This is a genomic window from Pseudomonas sp. GM30, assembly GCF_000282275.2.
Lineage (GTDB): Bacteria > Pseudomonadota > Gammaproteobacteria > Pseudomonadales > Pseudomonadaceae > Aquipseudomonas.
Genome location: NZ_AKJP02000028.1, coordinates 345,578 through 365,515 on the forward strand (window position 1 = coordinate 345,578; position 19,938 = coordinate 365,515).

The 19,938-nt window shown below is 58.5% G+C and carries 18 protein-coding genes and 2 tRNA genes; 1 reads left to right on the forward strand and 19 read right to left on the reverse strand.

Annotation, left to right across the window (positions count from 1 at the left end):
* Nucleotides 1–80 precede the first annotated feature (80 nt).
* The 14 genes from rpsO to rlmE form a co-directional block, all read right to left on the reverse strand.
* On the reverse strand, nt 81–350 hold the full coding sequence (rpsO, locus tag PMI25_RS21310; protein WP_003221553.1) for a 30S ribosomal protein S15: 270 nt from the start codon (nt 348–350) through the stop codon (nt 81–83).
* A 115-nt stretch (nt 351–465) separates the two neighbouring features.
* Nucleotides 466–1,383 (reverse strand): tRNA pseudouridine(55) synthase TruB, encoded by a 918-nt coding sequence (gene truB / locus PMI25_RS21315; RefSeq protein ID WP_007961441.1) that lies wholly within the window; start codon nt 1,381–1,383, stop codon nt 466–468.
* Nucleotides 1,384–1,387: 4 nt separating this feature from the next.
* Nucleotides 1,388–1,786, reverse strand: coding sequence for a 30S ribosome-binding factor RbfA (gene rbfA / locus PMI25_RS21320; protein ID WP_007961438.1), 399 nt, complete (start codon nt 1,784–1,786; stop codon nt 1,388–1,390).
* Nucleotides 1,787–1,946: 160 nt separating this feature from the next.
* Nucleotides 1,947–4,463 carry a translation initiation factor IF-2 gene (infB, locus tag PMI25_RS21325; protein ID WP_007961437.1) on the reverse strand — a complete coding sequence of 839 codons (2,517 nt, stop codon included), beginning with the start codon at nt 4,461–4,463 and terminating at the stop codon, nt 1,947–1,949.
* Between the two features lie 27 nt (nt 4,464–4,490).
* Nucleotides 4,491–5,972 carry a transcription termination factor NusA gene (nusA, locus tag PMI25_RS21330; RefSeq protein ID WP_007961436.1) on the reverse strand — a complete coding sequence of 494 codons (1,482 nt, stop codon included), beginning with the start codon at nt 5,970–5,972 and terminating at the stop codon, nt 4,491–4,493.
* A gap of 47 nt (nt 5,973–6,019) precedes the next feature.
* Complete coding sequence (rimP, locus tag PMI25_RS21335) at nt 6,020–6,478, reverse strand: ribosome maturation factor RimP (protein WP_007973115.1); 459 nt, start codon at nt 6,476–6,478, stop codon at nt 6,020–6,022.
* Between the two features lie 138 nt (nt 6,479–6,616).
* Nucleotides 6,617–6,693, reverse strand: a tRNA-Met gene (locus PMI25_RS21340).
* 97 nt (nt 6,694–6,790) lie between these two features.
* A tRNA-Leu gene (locus PMI25_RS21345) sits at nt 6,791–6,876 on the reverse strand.
* Nucleotides 6,877–6,898: 22 nt separating this feature from the next.
* On the reverse strand, nt 6,899–7,285 hold the full coding sequence (gene secG / locus PMI25_RS21350; RefSeq protein ID WP_027610782.1) for a preprotein translocase subunit SecG: 387 nt from the start codon (nt 7,283–7,285) through the stop codon (nt 6,899–6,901).
* A gap of 4 nt (nt 7,286–7,289) precedes the next feature.
* Nucleotides 7,290–8,045 carry a triose-phosphate isomerase gene (gene tpiA / locus PMI25_RS21355; RefSeq protein WP_007961435.1) on the reverse strand — a complete coding sequence of 252 codons (756 nt, stop codon included), beginning with the start codon at nt 8,043–8,045 and terminating at the stop codon, nt 7,290–7,292.
* A 65-nt stretch (nt 8,046–8,110) separates the two neighbouring features.
* A complete protein-coding gene (gene glmM / locus PMI25_RS21360; RefSeq protein ID WP_007961434.1) occupies nt 8,111–9,448 on the reverse strand; it encodes a phosphoglucosamine mutase in 1,338 nt (445 codons plus the stop codon).
* A 16-nt stretch (nt 9,449–9,464) separates the two neighbouring features.
* Nucleotides 9,465–10,316: a dihydropteroate synthase gene (gene folP / locus PMI25_RS21365; protein ID WP_045122148.1), complete on the reverse strand. Its 852-nt coding sequence runs from the start codon at nt 10,314–10,316 to the stop codon at nt 9,465–9,467.
* Nucleotides 10,317–10,324: 8 nt separating this feature from the next.
* Nucleotides 10,325–12,232: an ATP-dependent zinc metalloprotease FtsH gene (gene ftsH, locus PMI25_RS21370; RefSeq protein WP_045122149.1), complete on the reverse strand. Its 1,908-nt coding sequence runs from the start codon at nt 12,230–12,232 to the stop codon at nt 10,325–10,327.
* Nucleotides 12,233–12,434: 202 nt separating this feature from the next.
* Entirely contained in the window at nt 12,435–13,064 is a 630-nt protein-coding gene (rlmE, locus tag PMI25_RS21375) for a 23S rRNA (uridine(2552)-2'-O)-methyltransferase RlmE (RefSeq protein ID WP_003221536.1), read from the reverse strand.
* A 101-nt stretch (nt 13,065–13,165) separates the two neighbouring features.
* Between rlmE and PMI25_RS21380 the strand changes: the two genes are divergently transcribed.
* Complete coding sequence (locus tag PMI25_RS21380) at nt 13,166–13,474, forward strand: YhbY family RNA-binding protein (RefSeq protein WP_003221534.1); 309 nt, start codon at nt 13,166–13,168, stop codon at nt 13,472–13,474.
* A 9-nt stretch (nt 13,475–13,483) separates the two neighbouring features.
* On the opposite strand, the gene PMI25_RS21385 is transcribed toward PMI25_RS21380, so the two are convergent.
* The 5 genes from PMI25_RS21385 to dapB all read right to left on the reverse strand — a co-directional run bounded on the left by PMI25_RS21385 (nt 13,484) and on the right by dapB (nt 19,937).
* Entirely contained in the window at nt 13,484–13,888 is a 405-nt protein-coding gene (locus tag PMI25_RS21385; protein WP_007961431.1) for a hypothetical protein, read from the reverse strand.
* A gap of 28 nt (nt 13,889–13,916) precedes the next feature.
* On the reverse strand, nt 13,917–14,393 hold the full coding sequence (greA, locus tag PMI25_RS21390; RefSeq protein ID WP_003221530.1) for a transcription elongation factor GreA: 477 nt from the start codon (nt 14,391–14,393) through the stop codon (nt 13,917–13,919).
* Nucleotides 14,390–17,611, reverse strand: coding sequence for a carbamoyl-phosphate synthase large subunit (gene carB, locus PMI25_RS21395; RefSeq protein ID WP_007961429.1), 3,222 nt, complete (start codon nt 17,609–17,611; stop codon nt 14,390–14,392). Before carB ends, greA begins: the two co-directional genes overlap by 4 nt.
* 125 nt (nt 17,612–17,736) lie before the next feature.
* Complete coding sequence (gene carA, locus PMI25_RS21400; RefSeq protein WP_007961427.1) at nt 17,737–18,873, reverse strand: glutamine-hydrolyzing carbamoyl-phosphate synthase small subunit; 1,137 nt, start codon at nt 18,871–18,873, stop codon at nt 17,737–17,739.
* Nucleotides 18,874–19,130: 257 nt separating this feature from the next.
* Complete coding sequence (gene dapB / locus PMI25_RS21405) at nt 19,131–19,937, reverse strand: 4-hydroxy-tetrahydrodipicolinate reductase (RefSeq protein ID WP_003221523.1); 807 nt, start codon at nt 19,935–19,937, stop codon at nt 19,131–19,133.
* Nucleotide 19,938: the final 1 nt, after the last annotated feature.

Here is a 19,938-nt window from a genome sequence, read left to right on the forward strand (position 1 = left end):
TTGAGGCTGGGAGCCTGCCAGCCACCAGCGGAAAACCGCTGATGCCTGACAGACAACCAACCTCATAGCGCAATCGCTGATTAGCGACGCAGACCCAGGCGGCCGATCAGAGCGCTGTAACGGCTCAGATCCTTGCCTTTCAGGTAGTCCAGCAGCTTGCGACGCTGGTTTACCATGCGGATCAGACCACGACGGGAGTGGTGGTCTTTACCGTTGGCCTTGAAGTGACCTTGCAGTTTGTTGATGTTGGCGGTCAGCAGTGCAACTTGCACTTCTGGCGAACCAGTATCACCAACAGCTTGCTGGTAGTCGGCAACGATTTGAGCTTTTTCTTGAACGTCGAGAGCCATGAGGCAATCCTTTTATCAGGAAACTGTTTCAAAAACAGTTTCAACAGGCCAGGGACAAATCCCTGTATCTATAAATGAGTAGTGACCGTGCCTGTTAACAGCCACACTCGTTCGGTCATTCTGACCGAATCAGTCGACGCGGCGCGATGCGCCCGTCTTCGCTCACTTCACCGATACCGATGAAGCGACCATTGTGATCCTGTACCCGTACCATGCCGAACTTCGGAGCATCCGGGGCACGTACCGGCTGGCCGTTGAGCCAGTAGAACGCACTCGCTTCGGAGAAGTGCAGCAGCGGCCAATCCTGCAGGCCGCTGTCCGATGGCATCAGGAAGCGGTCGACCGCTTCGTTGCCGCCTTCGGCATGTACCGCTTCCAGCTCTTCGAGGGTCACGGTCTGCGCCAGGGTGAAAGGCCCGGCCTGGGTACGACGCAGTTCCGCGACGTACGCACCACAACCGAGTTGCTCACCGAGATCCTCCACCAGGGTGCGAATATAGGTGCCCTTGCTGCAATCCACCGCAAGACGCGCAGTATCGCCTTCGAAGGCCAGCAATTCCAAGCGCGCAATAGTAACAGAACGCGGTTCGCGCTCCACTACTTCGCCTGCACGGGCCAGCTTGTACAGCGGCTGCCCGTCACGCTTGAGTGCCGAGTACATCGGCGGTATCTGACTGATTTGCCCACGAAATTTCGGCAGAACCGCTTCGACATCGGCGCGACCAACGGTCACCGGACGCTCCTGCAAAACCTCACCCTCGGCGTCCGCCGTGGTAGTGGTCTTGCCCAGTTGCGCCAGGGTTTCGTAACCCTTGTCGGAATCGAGCAGGTATTGCGAGAACTTCGTTGCCTCGCCAAAGCACAGCGGCAAGACACCGGTGGCCAGCGGGTCGAGACTGCCGGTGTGACCGGCCTTCTCGGCGTTGAGCAACCAGCGAACCTTCTGCAACGCGGCGTTGGAGGTGAACCCCAGCGGCTTGTCGAGCAGGATGATACCGCTGACATTACGACGGATACGTTTGACCTGAGCCACCGAATTACTCCTTGGTGTCTTCAGGTGCAGCGGCCACGTGCTGATTGTCCTCAGCCACGGCGCGCTCGATCAGGGCCGACAGATGCGCGCCACGCACGACGCTTTCGTCGTAGTGGAAGTGCAATTGCGGCACGCTGCGCAGCTTCATTTCACGGGCCAGCTGCATGCGCAGGAAACCTGCGGCAGCGTTGAGCACCTTGATGCTTTGCGCGATGTCTTCGGCGTTGTCCTGCCCCATCACGGTGATGAAGATCTTCGCGTGACCGACGTCACGGCTGACTTCCACAGCGGTAATGGTGACCAGGCCGACGCGCGGGTCTTTGACTTCACGACGGATCAGTTGGGCCAGCTCACGCTGCATCTGATCGCCGATACGTTGGGTACGGCTGTATTCTTTTGCCATGATTTTGTTACCTGTTACTGCCCCGCGGTGAAACCCGCAAGGTCTGAAAGCGGCAAACGCCCGGCCTGACAAAAGCCAGACCGGGCGTTGCGTTTAGAGTCCTGACGCCGTGGCGCGCATCTGCATGCGGCGGCTCGGCGTGGCCCTTGAAGTGCGCGAGTCAGAGGCTGCGAGCAACCTGAACCTTCTCGAAGACTTCGATCTTGTCACCGACTTTGACGTCGTTGTAGCTCTTCACGCCGATACCGCATTCCATGCCGGCACGTACTTCGGAAGCGTCATCCTTGAAGCGGCGCAGGGATTCCAGCTCGCCTTCGAAGATAACGATGTCTTCACGCAGTACACGGATCGGACGGTTACGGTGAACAACACCTTCGATCACCATGCAACCGGCGATCGCGCCAAACTTCGGCGAACGGAACACATCACGCACTTCGGCCACACCTAGGATGTTCTCGCGAACATCGCTGCCGAGCATGCCGGTCAGGGCTTTCTTGACGTCTTCGATGATGTCGTAGATCACGTTGTAGTAACGCATGTCCAGACCTTCCTGCTCGACGATCTTCCGTGCGCCAGCATCGGCACGCACGTTGAAGCCGAACAGTACAGCGTTGGAAGCCAGTGCCAGGTTGGCGTCGGATTCGGTGATACCACCGACACCGCCACCGACTACGCGCACTTGCACTTCGTCGTTGCCCAGGCCGTTCAGAGCGCCCTGCAAAGCTTCCAGCGAACCACGGACGTCGGATTTGAGGACGATGTTGAGCGTCTTCTTCTCTTCCTGGCCCATGTTTTCGAAGATGTTTTCCAGCTTGCCGGCGTGAGCGCGAGCCAGTTTGACTTCGCGGAACTTGCCTTGACGGAACAGAGCCACTTCACGGGCTTTCTTCTCGTCGGCAACCACGCTCATCTCGTCGCCAGCGTCCGGGGTACCGTCAAGACCCAGGATCTCGACCGGAATGGCCGGGCCTGCTTCCTTGATCGGCTTGCCGTTCTCGTCGAGCATGGCGCGCACGCGGCCATAGTTCGAGCCGACCAGCACCATGTCGCCTTGACGCAGCGTACCGTCCTGAACCAGCACGGTGGCCACCGGGCCACGGCCCTTGTCCAGACGCGATTCAACGACAACACCACGGCCAGGAGCCGATGGCGTGGCGGTCAGTTCGAGCACTTCGGCCTGCAGCAGAACGGCTTCGAGCAGTTCGTCAACGCCGGTACCCATTTTCGCCGAGACCGGTACGAATGGAGTGTCGCCACCCCAGTCTTCGGAGGTCACGCCGTGAACCGACAGTTCGCTGCGGATGCGATCGAGGTCGGCACCCGGCTTGTCGATCTTGTTCACCGCAACCACCAGAGGAACGCCAGCCGCCTGAGCGTGCTGAACAGCCTCGATGGTTTGCGGCATCACGCCGTCGTCCGCCGCAACCACCAGGATCACGATGTCGGTCGCCTTGGCACCACGGGCACGCATTGCGGTAAACGCAGCGTGACCCGGGGTGTCGAGGAACGTCACCATGCCACGGTCGGTTTCAACGTGGTACGCACCGATGTGCTGAGTGATACCGCCGGCTTCGCCCGCGGCTACCTTGGCACGACGGATGTAGTCGAGCAGGGAAGTCTTACCGTGGTCAACGTGGCCCATTACGGTCACGACGGGGGCACGGGAAACTGCCTCACCTTCAAACTTCAGGGACTCGGCCAGGGAATCTTCCAGGGCGGTGTCGCTGACCAGGGTCACTTTGTGGCCCAGCTCTTCAGCTACCAGTTGAGCAGTTTCCTGATCGAGTACCTGGTTGATGGTCGCTGGAGTGCCCAGTTTGAACATGAACTTGATGATTTCAGCAGCCTTGACCGACATCTGCTGGGCGAGATCGCCAACAGTGATGGTCTCGCCGATCTTCACTTCACGCACGACAGGACCGGTAGGGTTCTGGAAACCGTGAGCGTTGCGTTTCTTCAGCTTGGCCTTACCGCGACCACCACGACGGAAGCCATCGCTTTCTTCGTCGGTAGTGCGTGGCGCCACACGTGGAGCCGGCGCTTTTTCTTTGACCGATGCGCGATGCGGAGCGTTTTTGCGCTCGCCATCGCCACCACCGCGACGATTGTTATCGTCGGCACGTGGTTTGTCCGGACGGCGCTGTTCGTCACGCTTGCGAGTGTCGGCAGCTGGCGCAGCAGCAACCGGCGCGGCGTCGCGCACAGGTTCCGCAACTGGCGCAGGTGCTGCAACAGCTTCGGCAGGAGCGGACGGCGCAGCAGCAGGCTGGCGACGCGCTTCTTCTTCAGCGCGCTGCTTGGCTTCTTCTTCAGCCTTCTGACGAGCAGCATTTTCTACTGCGCGACGCTCTTCCAGTTCACGCTTGCGCTCGGCTTCGATTTCTTCCGGGCTACGCTGTACGAAAACTTTCTTTTTGCGAACTTCAACGCTGATGCTCTTGCTACCAGCCACACGCAGGGTGCTGGTGGTTTTACGCTGCAGCGTGATCTTGCGTGGTTCTTCCACTTTCGCCTTGTGGCTGCTCTTCAAGTGAGTCAGCAGGGATTGCTTCTCACTGTCAGTCACATTTTCTTCGGCGGCGGTGTGCGGCAGACCTGCCTCACGCATCTGCTGCAACAGGCGCTCTACCGGTGTTTTGACCTCATCGGCCAGTTGTTTCACCGTGACTTGCGTCATGCACTTCTCTCCTCAGGCCGCGCCTAATTACTCGAACCAGTGGGCTCGGGCGGCCATGATCAACTTGCCGGCACGATCATCGTCAATGCCGTCGATGTCGAGCAGGTCGTCAATAGACTGCTCGGCCAGGTCTTCGCGGGTAATTACGCCGCGCACCGCCAGTTCCATCGCCAAATCCTTGTCCATACCCTCAAGCGAGAGCAGGTCTTCGGCCGGATGGGCGTCTGCCAGCTTTTCCTCAGTAGCGATGGCTTTGGTCAACAAACGATCCTTGGCACGAGCGCGAAGCTCGTTGACGATATCTTCGTCAAAGCCGTCGATGTTGAGCATTTCTTCCAACGGTACGTAGGCAATCTCTTCCAGGCTGGTAAAGCCTTCATCTACCAGCACCTGAGCCAGTTCTTCGTCGACTTCCAGCTCGTCGATGAAGTTGCGCAGGATGTCGCCGGTTTCTGCTTGCTGCTTAGCCTGGATGTCCGATTCGGTCATCACGTTCAGGGTCCAGCCAGTCAACTGGCTCGCCAGACGCACGTTCTGACCACCGCGACCGATGGCTTGAGCCAGATTGTCTGCGCCAACGGCGATGTCCATTGCATGGGCATCTTCGTCAACGATAATGGCCGCCACTTCTGCCGGCGACATGGCATTGATCACGAACTGCGCCGGGTTATCGTCCCACAGGACGATATCGACACGCTCGCCACCCAACTCGCCCGACACGGCCTGGACGCGCGAACCGCGCATACCGATGCACGCGCCCTGCGGGTCGATGCGTTTGTCCTTGGAACGGACAGCGATCTTGGCACGCGAACCCGGATCACGGGACGCCGCCATCACTTCGATCAGGCCTTCAGCGATTTCCGGCACTTCGATACGGAACAGCTCGATCAGCATTTCCGGCGCGGTACGCGACAGGATCAACTGCGGACCGCGGTTCTCGGTGCGGATTTCCTTGAGCAGTGCACGCAGGCGCACACCGACACGGAAGGTTTCGCGAGGAATGATGTCTTCACGGGCCAGCAACGCTTCCGCGTTGTTGCCCAGATCGACGATCACGTTGTCGCGAGTGACTTTCTTCACGGTGCCGGAGATGATTTCTCCCAGGCGCTCGCGATAGGCGTCGACCACTTGAGCGCGCTCGGCTTCACGCACTTTCTGCACGATGACCTGTTTGGCGGTCTGTGCAGCAATGCGGCCGAACTCGATGGATTCGATCTTTTCTTCGACGACGTCGCCGACCTTGGCGCCCGGATGCGTTTCGGCAACCTTGCTTGGCCAGGTTTCGATCGCAGGATCGTCGAGATCATTCTCTTCGACGACTGTCCAGCGACGGAAAGTCTCGTAGGAACCGGTGTGGCGGTTGATTTCCACACGCAGGTCAACTTCGTCTTCAAAACGCTTTTTGGTAGCAGTGGCCAGAGCCAGCTCCAGCGCTTCAAAAATCACGCTTGCCGGTACGCCCTTTTCATTGGATACCGACTCAACAACCAGCAGTACTTCTTTGCTCATCGTACGCCTCGCCTTTCGCAAGCCATTGGATCCGCGGGATCCGCGTCTCAGTCAAAACTGGGAATAATGTTGGCCTTGTCGATCATATCGATCGGCAACAGGAATTCATGGTCTTCTACCTGCACCACGACATCCTGTTCTTCTACACCGCGCAGAAGGCCCTGAAAGTTGCGTCGACCTTCAAAAGGCGAGCGCAGCTTGATCTTCACTTGTTCACCGGCAAATTTTGCAAACTGCTCAAGAGTGAACAGTGGGCGTTCCATGCCAGGCGAGGAAACTTCGAGGGTGTATTCAACGGAGATCGGATCTTCAACATCCAGAACACCGCTGATCTGACGGCTGACAATGGCGCAATCGTCCACCAGCACGCCACCCTCTTTATCGATATAAACGCGCAACATCGAGTGACGACCCTGAGCCGAAAACTCGATACCCCAGCATTCATAGCCTAGGGCCACGACCACCGGGGCCAACAAGGCCTGCAACTCTTCTAGCTTGCTCGACACCTGAACCCCCTCGTGCATGTAAATGCATGCGCTGCAAAATAAAAAAATGGGCGAAACGCCCATCCTTGAAACGCCGTCGAACATCGGCGTAGAAAGTGTCCAGCTAACAAAAAGCCCCTGAAAAGGGGCTCCTAAAACTGGTTGCGGGGGCCGGATTTGAACCGACGACCTTCGGGTTATGAGCCCGACGAGCTACCAGACTGCTCCACCCCGCGACAAAGCTGGGGCGGAAGTATACGACCGATCCCTTATAGGGTCAATGTAACCTTCCACCTGCAAGAAAGCCCGCAACAGCGGGCTCTCCTGACTAATTGGTACCGAGAAGGGGACTCGAACCCCTACACCCTATGGGCACAACCACCTCAAGGTTGCGTGTCTACCAATTCCACCACCTCGGCAAAACTACGTTTGAAACCCTTCTTACTTCTGCTCTTGAGCTGGAGGTACGTCAGTCGCTGGAGTAGCCGACTTTTGCTCTTGAAGCACCGGGACATCATCAGAAGCCGGTTGTTGTTGCTTAGGTACTTCCAACACTGCTGGATCTGGCAAACCTGCTTGAGTCAGCTGATGAGCCTTCTCTTTAGCAAAGTAACCTAACCCCAAGCTGGTTATGAAGAAACCGGCGGCAAGTATAGCAGTAAACTTACTAAGAAAGGTAGAGGAACCTTGGCTTCCGAACACAGTATTTGAAGCACCTGCTCCGAAAGACGCGCCAGCGTCCGCACCTTTACCCTGCTGCAGCAAAACCAGAGCAACTACGCCCAATGCACCCAGCAGATGAAAAACGACTACGACTGTTTCCAGCATTTTTTCAGTTTCCCGCGGCGCGACAAATCGCACCGAACTCATCTGCATTCAGGGAAGCTCCACCAATGAGCCCCCCATCGATATCCGGCATGCCGAACAGTTCGACCGCATTGGCCGCCTTCACGCTGCCGCCGTATAGAAGCCGCACACCTCGTGCGACTTCAGAATTCTCTGCCGCCAACTGCTCGCGAATGGCTTTATGCACATCCTGAGCCTGTTGCGGCGTTGCAGTCAGTCCGGTACCAATGGCCCAGACAGGCTCGTAAGCAATGACTGCCTTGGCAAAGGCACCAACACCCAGCTCCTCGATGATGCTGCCCAGCTGACGCCCGACAACTTCAAGAGTTTTTCCGGCTTCGCGCTGCTCGAGGGTTTCCCCTACACACAACACCGGAATCAAGCCGCATGCCTGTGCCGCTGCGAACTTGCGATTCAGCATCCCGTCTCGCTCGCCCATTATCTGGCGGCGTTCGGAGTGCCCGACAAGCACCAGGGAACAACCTGCATCCACCAACTGACTCGGTGCAATCTCACCGGTCAATGCACCTTGCATGGATTCCACCGCAGAATTCTGCGCACCGACCGAAATCGATTTGCCTTTCAAGCCTTCAATCACTTGATTGATATGCAAGCAAGGCGGGAATACCGCGACATCAACACCGCTTGGCAAGGCCAGGTGACGAAGGCCGTTGATCAGCTCAGCGACGCTGGCGCGGGTACCGTGCATCTTCCAGTTACCAGCTACCATAGGGCGACGCATGCTGTACCTCGTCGGTCAAAGTGGGCGCAGATGTTACCCAACACAATCATGGCTGGCAAGCCGAATCAGGCAGAAACTTCACTTACCAGTTTTGCCAGTTCCTCGGCATAGGTACGAACCTGAGTTTCATCCTCGCCTTCGACCATCACACGCACCAAAGGCTCTGTACCGGACTTGCGCAAAAGTACCCGGCCACGCCCGGCCATTGCCTGGGTGACACGCGCACTGGCTTCCTTGACAGCCGGATGCTCAAGCGGACTTTCACCGCCCCCAAAACGCACATTGATCAGCACCTGAGGGCACTTGCGCAAGGCCTGACGCGTTTGCGCCAACCCTTCGTTCCGGCTTTTAAGCGCCATCAGCACCTGCAGCGCTGCAATGATCGCATCACCCGTGGTGGTGTGATTGAAGCAGACGATATGCCCCGAGTTCTCACCACCGACCAGCCAGTTACGCTCGAGCAGCTCGGCAATCACGTAACGGTCGCCTACGTTGGCGCGAATGAACGGGATCGAGAGTTCTGCCAGAGCGAGCTCCAGACCGAGGTTACTCATCAGCGTGCCGACTACGCCGCCCTGCAATTTACCGCGCCCGTGCAGATCCCGGGCAATGATGAACAGCAACTCGTCGCCATCAACGATGGCCCCCGTATGATCAACCATCAGCACCCGATCACCGTCACCGTCAAAGGCGATGCCCAGATCAGCATGCTCGGCGAGAACGGCGGCTTGCAGCTGACCCATATGAGTCGAACCGCAATTATCATTAATGTTCAGCCCATTGGGCTGAGCCGACAGCACAACCACTTCCGCACCCAACTCACGAAAAACACTTGGAGCAACCTTGTAGGTAGCACCGTGCGCACAATCGATCACGATCTTCAAACCGGCAAAACTGGTACCGGTCGGCACGCTGCTTTTACAGAATTCGATGTAGCGACCGGAGGCGTCGTTGATGCGCGACACCTTGCCGATCTTGCTCGACTCGACCACTGTCATCGGGGTATCGAGCAGCTCTTCGATCATCAGCTCCAGCTCATCAGGCAACTTGGTGCCCTTGCCGGAGAAGAACTTGATGCCGTTATCGTCATGCGGGTTGTGCGAGGCACTGATCACGATCCCCGCCTCGGCCTGGAACGTGCGCGCCAGATAGGCGATCGCCGGCGTCGGCATCGGACCGAGCAACATCACATCGGCGCCCGCCGATGTCAGGCCTGCTTCAAGCGCCGATTCGAACATGTAGCCAGAGATGCGCGTGTCCTTGCCGACCAGCACCTTGCAGGCGCCCATCTTGCGAAAGGCCATACCCGCCGCCCAGCCGAGCTTGAGCATGAAGTCAGGAGTGATCGGGTATTCACCGACACGACCACGAATACCGTCAGTACCAAAGTATTTCTTGCTCATAAGTGCTCCATCATTCTTATTCGGCTGATTCCACGGCTGCGAGCATGCGCACCACGTCTACCGTTTCCGCCACATCATGGACACGCAAGATACGTGCGCCTTTAACCGATGCCAATGCCGCCAGTGCGAGACCGCCGTGCAGACGCTCGCCCACTGGGCGATTCAGCGCCTGGCCAATCATGCTTTTGCGTGAGACACCGACCAATAGCGGACGCCCCAACGCGTGCAGGGCATCCATATGCTTGAACAAGCTTAGATTGTGCTGCAGGGTTTTGGCGAAGCCGAAACCGGGATCAAGAATGATCCGCTCGGCAGGAATGCCCGCCGCCGCACATTGAGCCATTCGTTCCGCCAGAAACTCACCCACTTCCCGGGTAACGTCCTGATAATGCGGATTGTCCTGCATGTCACCCGGCTCACCGAGCATGTGCATCAGACAGACCGGCAATCCGGTCGCGGCTGCGGCATCCAAGGCGCCGTCGCGGCGCAGCGAACGCACATCATTGATCAACCCGGCACCCAGGCGCGCCGTTTCACGCATCACCGCAGGTGTCGAAGTATCAACCGAGATGACCACATCCAGCTCGCGATTGATGAGCTCCACGATCGGAGCTACGCGCTCCAACTCCTCCAGCGGTGAGACCGCGCGCGCGCCAGGCCGGGTCGATTCGCCACCGACGTCGATCAACGTCGCGCCCGCAACCACCATGGCTTCGGCGTGACGCAAGGCCACGTCGAGCTGGTTGTACCGGCCGCCGTCGGAAAAGGAATCGGGAGTGACATTGAGAATGCCCATGACATGCGTCCGGGCCAAATCAAGAACCCGGTTGCCGCAAGGCAACCGGGTCAGGGACTGTGCAGAAGTCATTTCAAACCTTAAACGTCAGCAGCCGGACCGCCGATCGGTGTTTCCGGACGCTCATCCTGAATCACTGGAGGCGGAGGCGTACCCGTGCCACCTGTCCAGTCACGCGGTTCGCGAGGCGTACGACCCGCCATGATGTCGTCGATCTGCTCGGCATCAATGGTTTCGTACTTCATCAGCGCATCGGCCATCGCATCCAGCTTGTCACGGTTGTCCGTGAGGATCTGCTTGGCGGTGCCGTAGCACTGATCGATGATGCTGCGCACCTCGGAGTCGATCAGTTTGGCCGTCTCACCGGAGAAGCTTGCAGCCTGACCACCGCCGCCGCGACCGAGGAACACTTCACCCTCTTCTTCGGCGTACATCAGCGGACCAAGTTTTTCCGACAGACCCCACTTGGTCACCATGTTCCGCGCTATCTGACTGGCACGCATGATGTCATTGGAAGCACCGGTGGTCACACCGTCGAAACCAAGGGTCATTTCTTCAGCGATACGGCCACCGTACAGCGAGCAGATCTGACTGATCAACGCACGCTTGGACAGACTGTAGCGATCCTCTTCCGGCAGGAACATGGTCACACCCAGCGCACGACCACGAGGAATGATCGAGACCTTGTAGACCGGATCATGCTCAGGTACGACGCGACCGACGATAGCGTGACCGGCCTCGTGATAAGCGGTGTTCTGCTTCTCTTTCTCGGACATGACCATGGATTTGCGCTCGGCGCCCATCATGATCTTGTCTTTTGCCAGCTCGAATTCTTTCATTTCGACGATGCGCTTGCCGCTGCGTGCAGCGAACAGCGACGCCTCGTTGACCAGGTTGGCCAGATCAGCACCGGAGAAGCCAGGAGTACCACGCGCGATAACGGCAGGAGCCACGTCATCACCCATTGGCACTTTGCGCATGTGGACCTTGAGGATCTGCTCGCGACCACGGATATCCGGCAAACCTACAACAACCTGGCGGTCGAAACGGCCCGGACGCAGAAGCGCAGGGTCGAGTACGTCAGGTCGGTTGGTGGCAGCGATCACGATGATGCCGTCATTCATTTCAAAGCCATCCATCTCTACCAGCAACTGGTTGAGAGTCTGTTCACGCTCGTCGTGACCGCCGCCCATGCCGGCACCACGGTGGCGACCGACGGCGTCGATTTCGTCGATGAAGATGATGCACGGCGCGTGCTTCTTGGCCTGCTCGAACATGTCGCGAACGCGGCTTGCACCAACACCCACGAACATTTCAACGAAGTCGGAACCGGAGATGGTGAAGAACGGCACTTTCGCTTCGCCGGCAATCGCCTTGGCCAGCAAGGTTTTACCGGTACCCGGAGGACCGACCATCAATACGCCGCGAGGAATACGACCACCCAGGCGCTGGAACTTGCCCGGATCACGCAGGAACTCAACCAGCTCACCGACCTCTTCCTTGGCTTCGTCGCAACCGGCAACGTCAGCCAAGGTGGTTTTCACCTGATCTTCGGAAAGCAGGCGTGCCTTGCTCTTGCCGAAGCTCATCGGTCCGCCCTTGCCGCCGGCACCGCCCTGCATCTGGCGCATGAAGAACATGAACACCGCGATGATCACCAGGATCGGGAAGCTGGCCACCAGGAGTTGAGTCCAGATGCTTTGCTGCTCAGGTTGCTTGCCTTCGACCACAACGTGGTTGTCGACCAGATCGCCGATCAGGCCATTGTCCTGGATCGCCGGACGAATGGTCTTGAAGCTGTCGCCATCATTGCGCTTGCCGGTAATTACATAGCCGTCAACGGCTACGCGCTCGACCTTGCCATCCTTGACCTGCTGGATGAAGTCGGAATAGTTGAGGGTCTGCGGCTCGTTAGGGCTGGAGAAGTTGTTCATCACCGTCACGAGGACTGCCGCGATGATCAACCACAGGATCAGATTCTTTGCCATATCGTTCAATTAACTACCCTCTGAAGCAAGCTCCGCTACTGGCGCGCGCTTCGCATGATATTCACCGGCCTAACTTACTACATTACCTACAACTCTGGCAGGCGCCGTCTGTAACCCTTTGTGAAACACTTTCTACACAATATTCGCTTATGCACGCGGGGCAAAATACGAAAAACCTATCACCCCGGCCAAAAAACTCGTTTTACTCGTTGCCGCCGCGGTAGCCCCAAGCCAGCATATATTGCTCGCGAGAGCTGCCACGGGACGAATCCGGCTTGATCATCTGGATCTTGTCGAATTTCTTGCGAGCATCCTTCAGGTAAACATCAAAACCTTCGCCCTGAAAAATCTTGATCACGAAATTACCGCCCGGCTTGAGTATCCGCTCCGCCAGATCAAGCGCCAGCTCACAAAGGAACATGGCTTTGGGCATGTCCACTTCAGGCGTACCACTCATATTGGGGGCCATATCGGAAATCACAAGGTCAACCTGCGAATTACCCACCGCTTCAAGGATCCGCGCGAGCACTTCGTCCTCGGTGAAGTCGCCCTGGATGAAAGTCACGTCCGGGATGCTGTCCATTTCCAGGATGTCCGAGGCGATCAGACGCCCCTGGCCTCCGATCAGCCGACTGGTGACCTGCGACCAGCCGCCGGGCGCCGCGCCCAGATCGACAACACTCATGCCGGAACGGATCAGCTTGTATTTCTCCTGGATCTCCAGAAGCTTGTAACTCGCACGCGAGCGGTAGCCATCCTTCTGCGCCTGCTTCACATAAGGATCGTTGACATGTCGTTTCAGCCAACCAAGGCTTGTCTTGGAACGCGCCATTGGGCACCTCGATGATAAGGGTCGTGATTAATTGGGCGGATCCACGAACCCTCGGGTAAAATGGCCGCCATTTTACAGAATCCAGACGAAAGGGTCAGATTATGCCGCTCACTCCAGAGCAGAAGAAACAGTACAAATCCATTGGCCACCACCTGAAGCCGGTTTTGACGGTGGCGGACAACGGTCTGACTGAAGGTGTATTAGCCGAACTCGAACGCGCACTGGCGGATCACGAGCTGATCAAGATCAAGCTCAATATCCTCGATCGCGAGTCGCGCCTGGCGCACATTGCAGAACTGTGCAAGGTCGGCAAAGCGGACCTGGTGCAGGTCATCGGCAAGATGGCACTGGTTTACCGCAAGAACTTCAGCGTCAACAAGCAGCTGTCGAACGTTCATCGCTTCAAGTGATGACAAGGGTCAAGGGTGTGCTTCGCGCACCCTGCCACTCCATCCCGGCAGCGGTTGCAACACCAGCACCAGCCCGGAGAAGCCCAACACCAGAAAACTGAATTCCTGCCAGCGCTGCGCTTGCGGCCAGCCGACACGCACGGCGACAAACATTGCACACGCATACAACGCCATCAGCAACACCTGCCCGCGAAAATCCCGCCATAGACTGGCAAGGCCATCGGCCTGTACCAGCACCAAAGCCTGAAAAATCACGCATGCGGCGGCGAAACCCACCACCGGCATTTCGAACGCATCGGCAATCTCATCGATCAGCAACGGGGCCAGGCCAATCTTGCCCAACACCGCTCGCAAACCGAGATGAATCAACCAGAAGCCGCCGACCCACAACATCTGGGTCAGCTGCCAAAGCATGGCGCCCGCACGTAGCGGGCGCCTGCCTTCAGATGTGACGGACTTCGACAATCTCGTACTCGATAACGCCACTCGGCGTTTTCACGGCGACCACATCACCCTCTTCCTTGCCGATCAAGGCACGGGCCAAAGGCGAGCCGACCGAAATCTTGCCGAGTTTGAAGTCAGCCTCATCCTCACCCACGATGTGGTAAGTGACGCTTTCATCCGTCTCGACGTTGGCGATTTCGACGGTGGTACCGAAGATCACTTTGCCGGTGTGCGGGATAGTCGTGACGTCGATGATGACCTGATTCTGGATCCGGCCTTCGATGTCACGAATCCGCGCCTCGACCATGCCTTGCTGTTCGCGGGCGGCATGGTACTCGGCGTTTTCCTTCAGGTCACCCAGCTCGCGAGCCGTACCGATGTCCTGGCTGAGCTTCGGACGAACGACCTTGGTCAGGTGAGCGTGTTCTTCTTCCAGGGCTTTCGCGCCCTGGACGGTCATTGGGTATTTGATCATGCCTTCAATCCTGCGTGTAGATCCTGCAAGCGGCGCACGGTCTTCTCGGGACCGAACTTCAGCGCTTCACAGATAGCTTCGCCCGCAGCAATGGTGGTGGTGCAGTAGATCTTGTGCTGCAGGGCATTACGACGAATGGAGTAGGAATCAGCGATCGACTGACGGCCTTCGGTGGTGTTGATGATCAGGGTGACTTCGTCATTCTTGATCATGTCGACCACGTGCGGACGACCCTCGGTCACCTTGTTCACACGGCGCACTTTCAGACCTGCGGCTTCGATCAGCTTGGCAGTGCCGGCAGTGGCGACCACTTCGAAGCCCAAGTTGATCAGATCACGGGCCACACCTGCAACCAGCGGCTTGTCATCGTCACGCACGCTGATGAACGCGGTACCGCCGGTCGGCAGCACTTCGCTCGCGCCCATCTGGGCCTTGGCGAACGCTTCACCGAAGGTGTCGCCGACGCCCATCACTTCACCGGTGGACTTCATCTCTGGGCCGAGAATTGGGTCAACGCCAGGGAATTTGGCGAACGGGAACACCGCCTCTTTCACGCTGTAGAAGTTCGGGATGATTTCCTTGGTGAAGCCGATTTCCTTCAGGGTCTTACCGGCCATGACGCGAGCAGCGATCATTGCCAGGGAAACACCGATGCACTTGGACACGAACGGCACGGTACGCGAAGCGCGCGGGTTGACTTCGATGACGTAGATGTCTTCGCCCTGCAGCGCCAGTTGCACGTTCATCAGGCCGACAACGCCCAGTTCCAGGGCCATTTTCTTGACCTGTTCGCGCATCTCGTCCTGGATGTGTGCCGGCAGCGAGTACGGCGGCAGCGAGCACGCGGAGTCACCGGAGTGAACGCCCGCCTGTTCGATATGTTGCATGATCGCGCCGATCACTACGTCCTTGCCATCGCAGACCGCATCCACGTCCATTTCGATGGCGCAGTTGAGGAAGTGGTCGAGCAGCACCGGGCTGTCGTTGGAGACTTGCACCGCATCACGCAGGTAGCGCTTGAGCTCGTCTTCCTTGTAAACGATTTCCATCGCGCGGCCGCCCAATACGTAGGACGGGCGCACCACCAGCGGATAACCGATTTTCGCGGCAGCGCGAACGGCTTCGTCTTCGCTGCGCACGGTGGCGTTTGGCGGCTGACGCAGGTTCAGGCGCTCAACCATTTGCTGGAAGCGCTCACGGTCTTCGGCACGATCGATGGCATCAGGGCTGGTACCGATGATCGGCACGCCAGCGGCTTCCAGGGCACGCGCCAGTTTCAGCGGCGTCTGGCCGCCGTACTGGACGATCACGCCTTTCGGCTTCTCGACGCGGCAGATTTCCAGCACGTCTTCCAGGGTTACTGGCTCGAAGTACAGACGGTCGGAGGTGTCGTAGTCGGTGGAAACGGTTTCCGGGTTGCAGTTGACCATGATGGTTTCGTAGCCATCTTCGCGCAGTGCGAGGGCGGCGTGTACGCAGCAGTAGTCGAACTCGATGCCCTGGCCGATACGGTTCGGACCGCCACCCAGAATCATGATCTTGTCGCGACCGGACGGCGCGGCTTCGCACTCTTCCTCGTACGTCGAGTAGAGGTAAGCAGTGTCGGTGGCGAACTCGGCAGCGCAGGTGTCAACGCGCTTGTAGACCGGGAACACTTCCAGTTTTTGACGGTGAGTACGCAGATTTTTCTCGGTCACACCCAGCAGTTTGGCCAGACGCTGATCGGAGAAACCTTTGCGCTTGAGCTTGAACATCAGGTCGCGGTCGATGGCGGACAGACCAAGGGTCTTGACCTTCTCTTCGTCCTTGATCAGATCTTCGATCTGCACCAGGAACCACGGGTCGATCATGTTCATGCCGAAGATGTCTTCGACGGTCATGCCGGCGCGGAATGCGTCCGCCACGTACCAGATACGCTCGGCGCCCGGCACGGTCAGCTCGCGCTTGAGGATGCTCATGCTTTCCGGATTGCTCAGGTCGAGCTTCTCGTCCAGACCGCAAACACCGACTTCCAGACCGCGCAGGGCTTTCTGCAGGGATTCCTGGAAGGTGCGACCGATGGCCATGACTTCACCCACCGACTTCATTTGAGTGGTCAGGCGTGCGTCAGCGTTGGCGAACTTCTCGAAAGCGAAACGTGGCAGCTTGGTCACGACGTAGTCGATCGACGGCTCGAAGGACGCCGGGGTCTTGCCGCCGGTGATGTCGTTCGACAGTTCGTCGAGGGTGTAGCCCACAGCCAGCTTGGCCGCGACCTTGGCGATCGGGAAACCGGTGGCTTTCGAAGCCAGTGCCGAGGAACGCGATACACGCGGGTTCATCTCGATCACGACCATGCGGCCGGTGTCCGGGCAGATACCGAACTGCACGTTGGAACCGCCGGTCTCGACGCCGATCTCGCGCAGTACCGCCAGCGAGGCGTTACGCAGGATCTGGTATTCCTTGTCGGTCAGGGTCTGTGCCGGAGCAACGGTGATCGAGTCACCGGTGTGCACGCCCATCGGGTCAAAGTTTTCGATCGAGCAGACGATGATGCAGTTGTCCTTTTTGTCGCGGACAACTTCCATTTCATATTCTTTCCAGCCGATCAGCGATTCGTCGATCAGCAGCTCTTTGGTCGGCGACAGGTCCAGACCGCGGGCGCAGATTTCTTCGAACTCTTCACGGTTGTAAGCGATACCGCCACCGGTGCCGCCCATGGTGAAGGACGGACGGATGATGCACGGGAAGCCGAGACGCTCGAGGACGGCGTTGGCTTCTTCCATGCTGTGGGCGATACCGGAACGCGGGCATTCCAGGCCGATCGACTTCATGGCCTTGTCGAAACGCGAACGGTCTTCAGCCTTGTCGATGGTGTCGGCGTTGGCGCCGATCATTTCCACGCCGAACTTTTCCAGGACACCTTCGCGCTCCAGGTCCAGGGCGCAGTTCAGTGCAGTCTGGCCGCCCATGGTTGGCAGCACCGCATCCGGACGCTCTTTTTCGATGATCTTGGCCACGGTCTGCCACTTGATCGGCTCGATGTACGTGGCGTCAGCCATGTCCGGGTCGGTCATGATGGTGGCCGGGTTGGAGTTCACCAGGATGACGCGGTAACCCTCTTCGCGCAGGGCTTTGCAGGCCTGGGCGCCGGAGTAGTCGAATTCGCAGGCCTGGCCGATAACGATCGGGCCAGCGCCGAGAATCAGGATGCTTTTAATGTCTGTACGTTTTGGCATGGGTTTGTCACTCAAATCCGCAGGTCAGTCGGCAAGCCGTCTTGATCGATTTCTGAAGTCCCGAGGGGGCCGCCGGTTCCAGGGCCGCCCTCGAGGGCTTCTCGCTACAGTCTCAAGGCGAGCGCTTAGCGTCGCTTGGCCATCTCGTTGATGAAGCGGTCAAACAGGGGCGCCACATCGTTCGGGCCCGGGCTCGCTTCAGGGTGGCCCTGGAAGCTGAACGCGCTCTTGTCAGTGCGCTCGATGCCTTGCAGGGTGCCGTCGAACAGCGATTTGTGGATCGCACGCACGTTGGCCGGCAGGGTCGCTTCGTCAACCGCGAAACCGTGGTTCTGACTGGTGATCATCACGACGCCAGTGTCCAGATCCTGTACCGGGTGGTTGGCACCGTGGTGGCCGTGGCCCATTTTCAGGGTCTTGGCGCCGGACGCCAGAGCCAGCAGCTGGTGACCGAGGCAGATGCCGAAGACCGGAATTTCGGTTTCCAGCACTTCCTTGATCGCCTTGATTGCGTAGTCGCAAGGTTCCGGGTCACCAGGGCCGTTGGACAGGAACACGCCGTCCGGCTTGAGCGCCAGCACGTCGGCCGCCGGGGTTTGCGCCGGCACCACGGTGACGCGGCAGCCGCGCTCGACCAGCATGCGCAGGATGTTCAGTTTGACGCCGTAGTCGTAGGCAACCACGTGGTACGGCAACTCGGACGCTTCGATGGTCGAGTGGCTGTCGGTCTTCAAGTCCCAGACAGTCGAGCGCCATTCGTACTTTTCCTTGGTGCTGACGACTTTCGCCAGATCCATGCCCTTCAGGCCCGGGAATCCCTGCGCGGCGGCAATTGCCGCTTCTTCGGAAATGTTGTCGCCCGCCATGATGCAGCCGTTCTGTGCGCCTTTTTCACGCAGGATGCGGGTCAGGCGACGGGTGTCGATACCGGCGATTGCCACAACATTGTTGGCTTTCAGGTAGTCGGACAGGGACATCGTGTTACGCCAGTTGCTCGCTACCAGCGGCAGGTCACGGATGACCAGGCCAGCGGACCATACGCGGTCGGACTCGGCATCTTCCGGCGTGGTGCCGGTGTTGCCGATGTGCGGGTAAGTCAGGGTAACGATCTGTTGGGCGTAGGAAGGATCGGTAAGGATTTCCTGATAGCCGGTCATTGCGGTGTTGAACACCACCTCACCAACGGTTTGACCGTCGGCTCCAATGGCTTCGCCGCGAAAAATGCTGCCATCAGCAAGGGCGAGTATGGCTGGCTTAGTCAAGAAGACCTCCCGTAAATAACGCATGAAAGGGCAATCGCAGGTTGTAAAAAAGCGGAGTGACGTATGGACACGTCACCCCGCTTCTTCACTGAATTATTCTGCGCGCTTTTAGTGGACACACTAAAGCTGTAGCTTACAGAAAAAGGCTTTTTTGGTCCACCGCTAAAGAGCCTAAAAGGCCGGAGAATGCGACAGGGCGTCGCGCGGTGCAGAAAAACCAGCGCAAACCGGGCGTTTGCGCTGGGTAAAACAGTCAATCAATGCAGGTCGAGCACATCCTGCATGTCATACAGACCCGGCTCGCGACCATCCAGCCACAACGCCGCACGCACCGCGCCCTTGGCAAAAGTCATGCGACTGGAAGCTTTATGCGTGATCTCCAGGCGCTCGCCTTCGCAGGCGAACAGCACGGTGTGATCACCAACCACATCACCGCCGCGAACGGTGGCGAAACCGATGGTTTCGCGCTCGCGCGCACCGGTGTGGCCTTCACGACCATAGACCGCGACTTTCTGCAGATCACGATCCAGCGCATCGGCAATCACCTCGCCCATGCGCAGCGCAGTACCCGAAGGCGCATCGATCTTGTGCCGGTGATGCGCTTCGATGATCTCGATGTCGGCATCATCGCCCAGCACCCGGGCGGTCATTTCGAGCAGCTTCAGCGACAGGTTGACCCCGACGCTGAAGTTGGCCGCGAACACGATCGGAATATCCTTGCCCGCCTCGGCCAGCAACTGCTTCTGCGCAGCGTCGAGCCCGGTGGTGCCGATAACCATGGCCTTGCCAGCCTTGCGACAGAACGCGAGGTTTTTCAGCATGACTTCCGGCAGGGTGAAATCGATCAGCACATCGAACTCTTCAGCCACCGACTCAAGATTGCCGGACAACGGCACACCGATGCGGCCCAGCGAAGCCAGCTCACCGGCGTCAACCCCGATCAGCGTACTGCCGGGACGAACGATCGCCGCGGTCAGGCCGGTCAGCGGCGCGCGCTGCTGCACGGCCTCGACCAGAATCTTGCCCATGCGCCCGGCGGCGCCCATCACAGCTATACGTCGCATG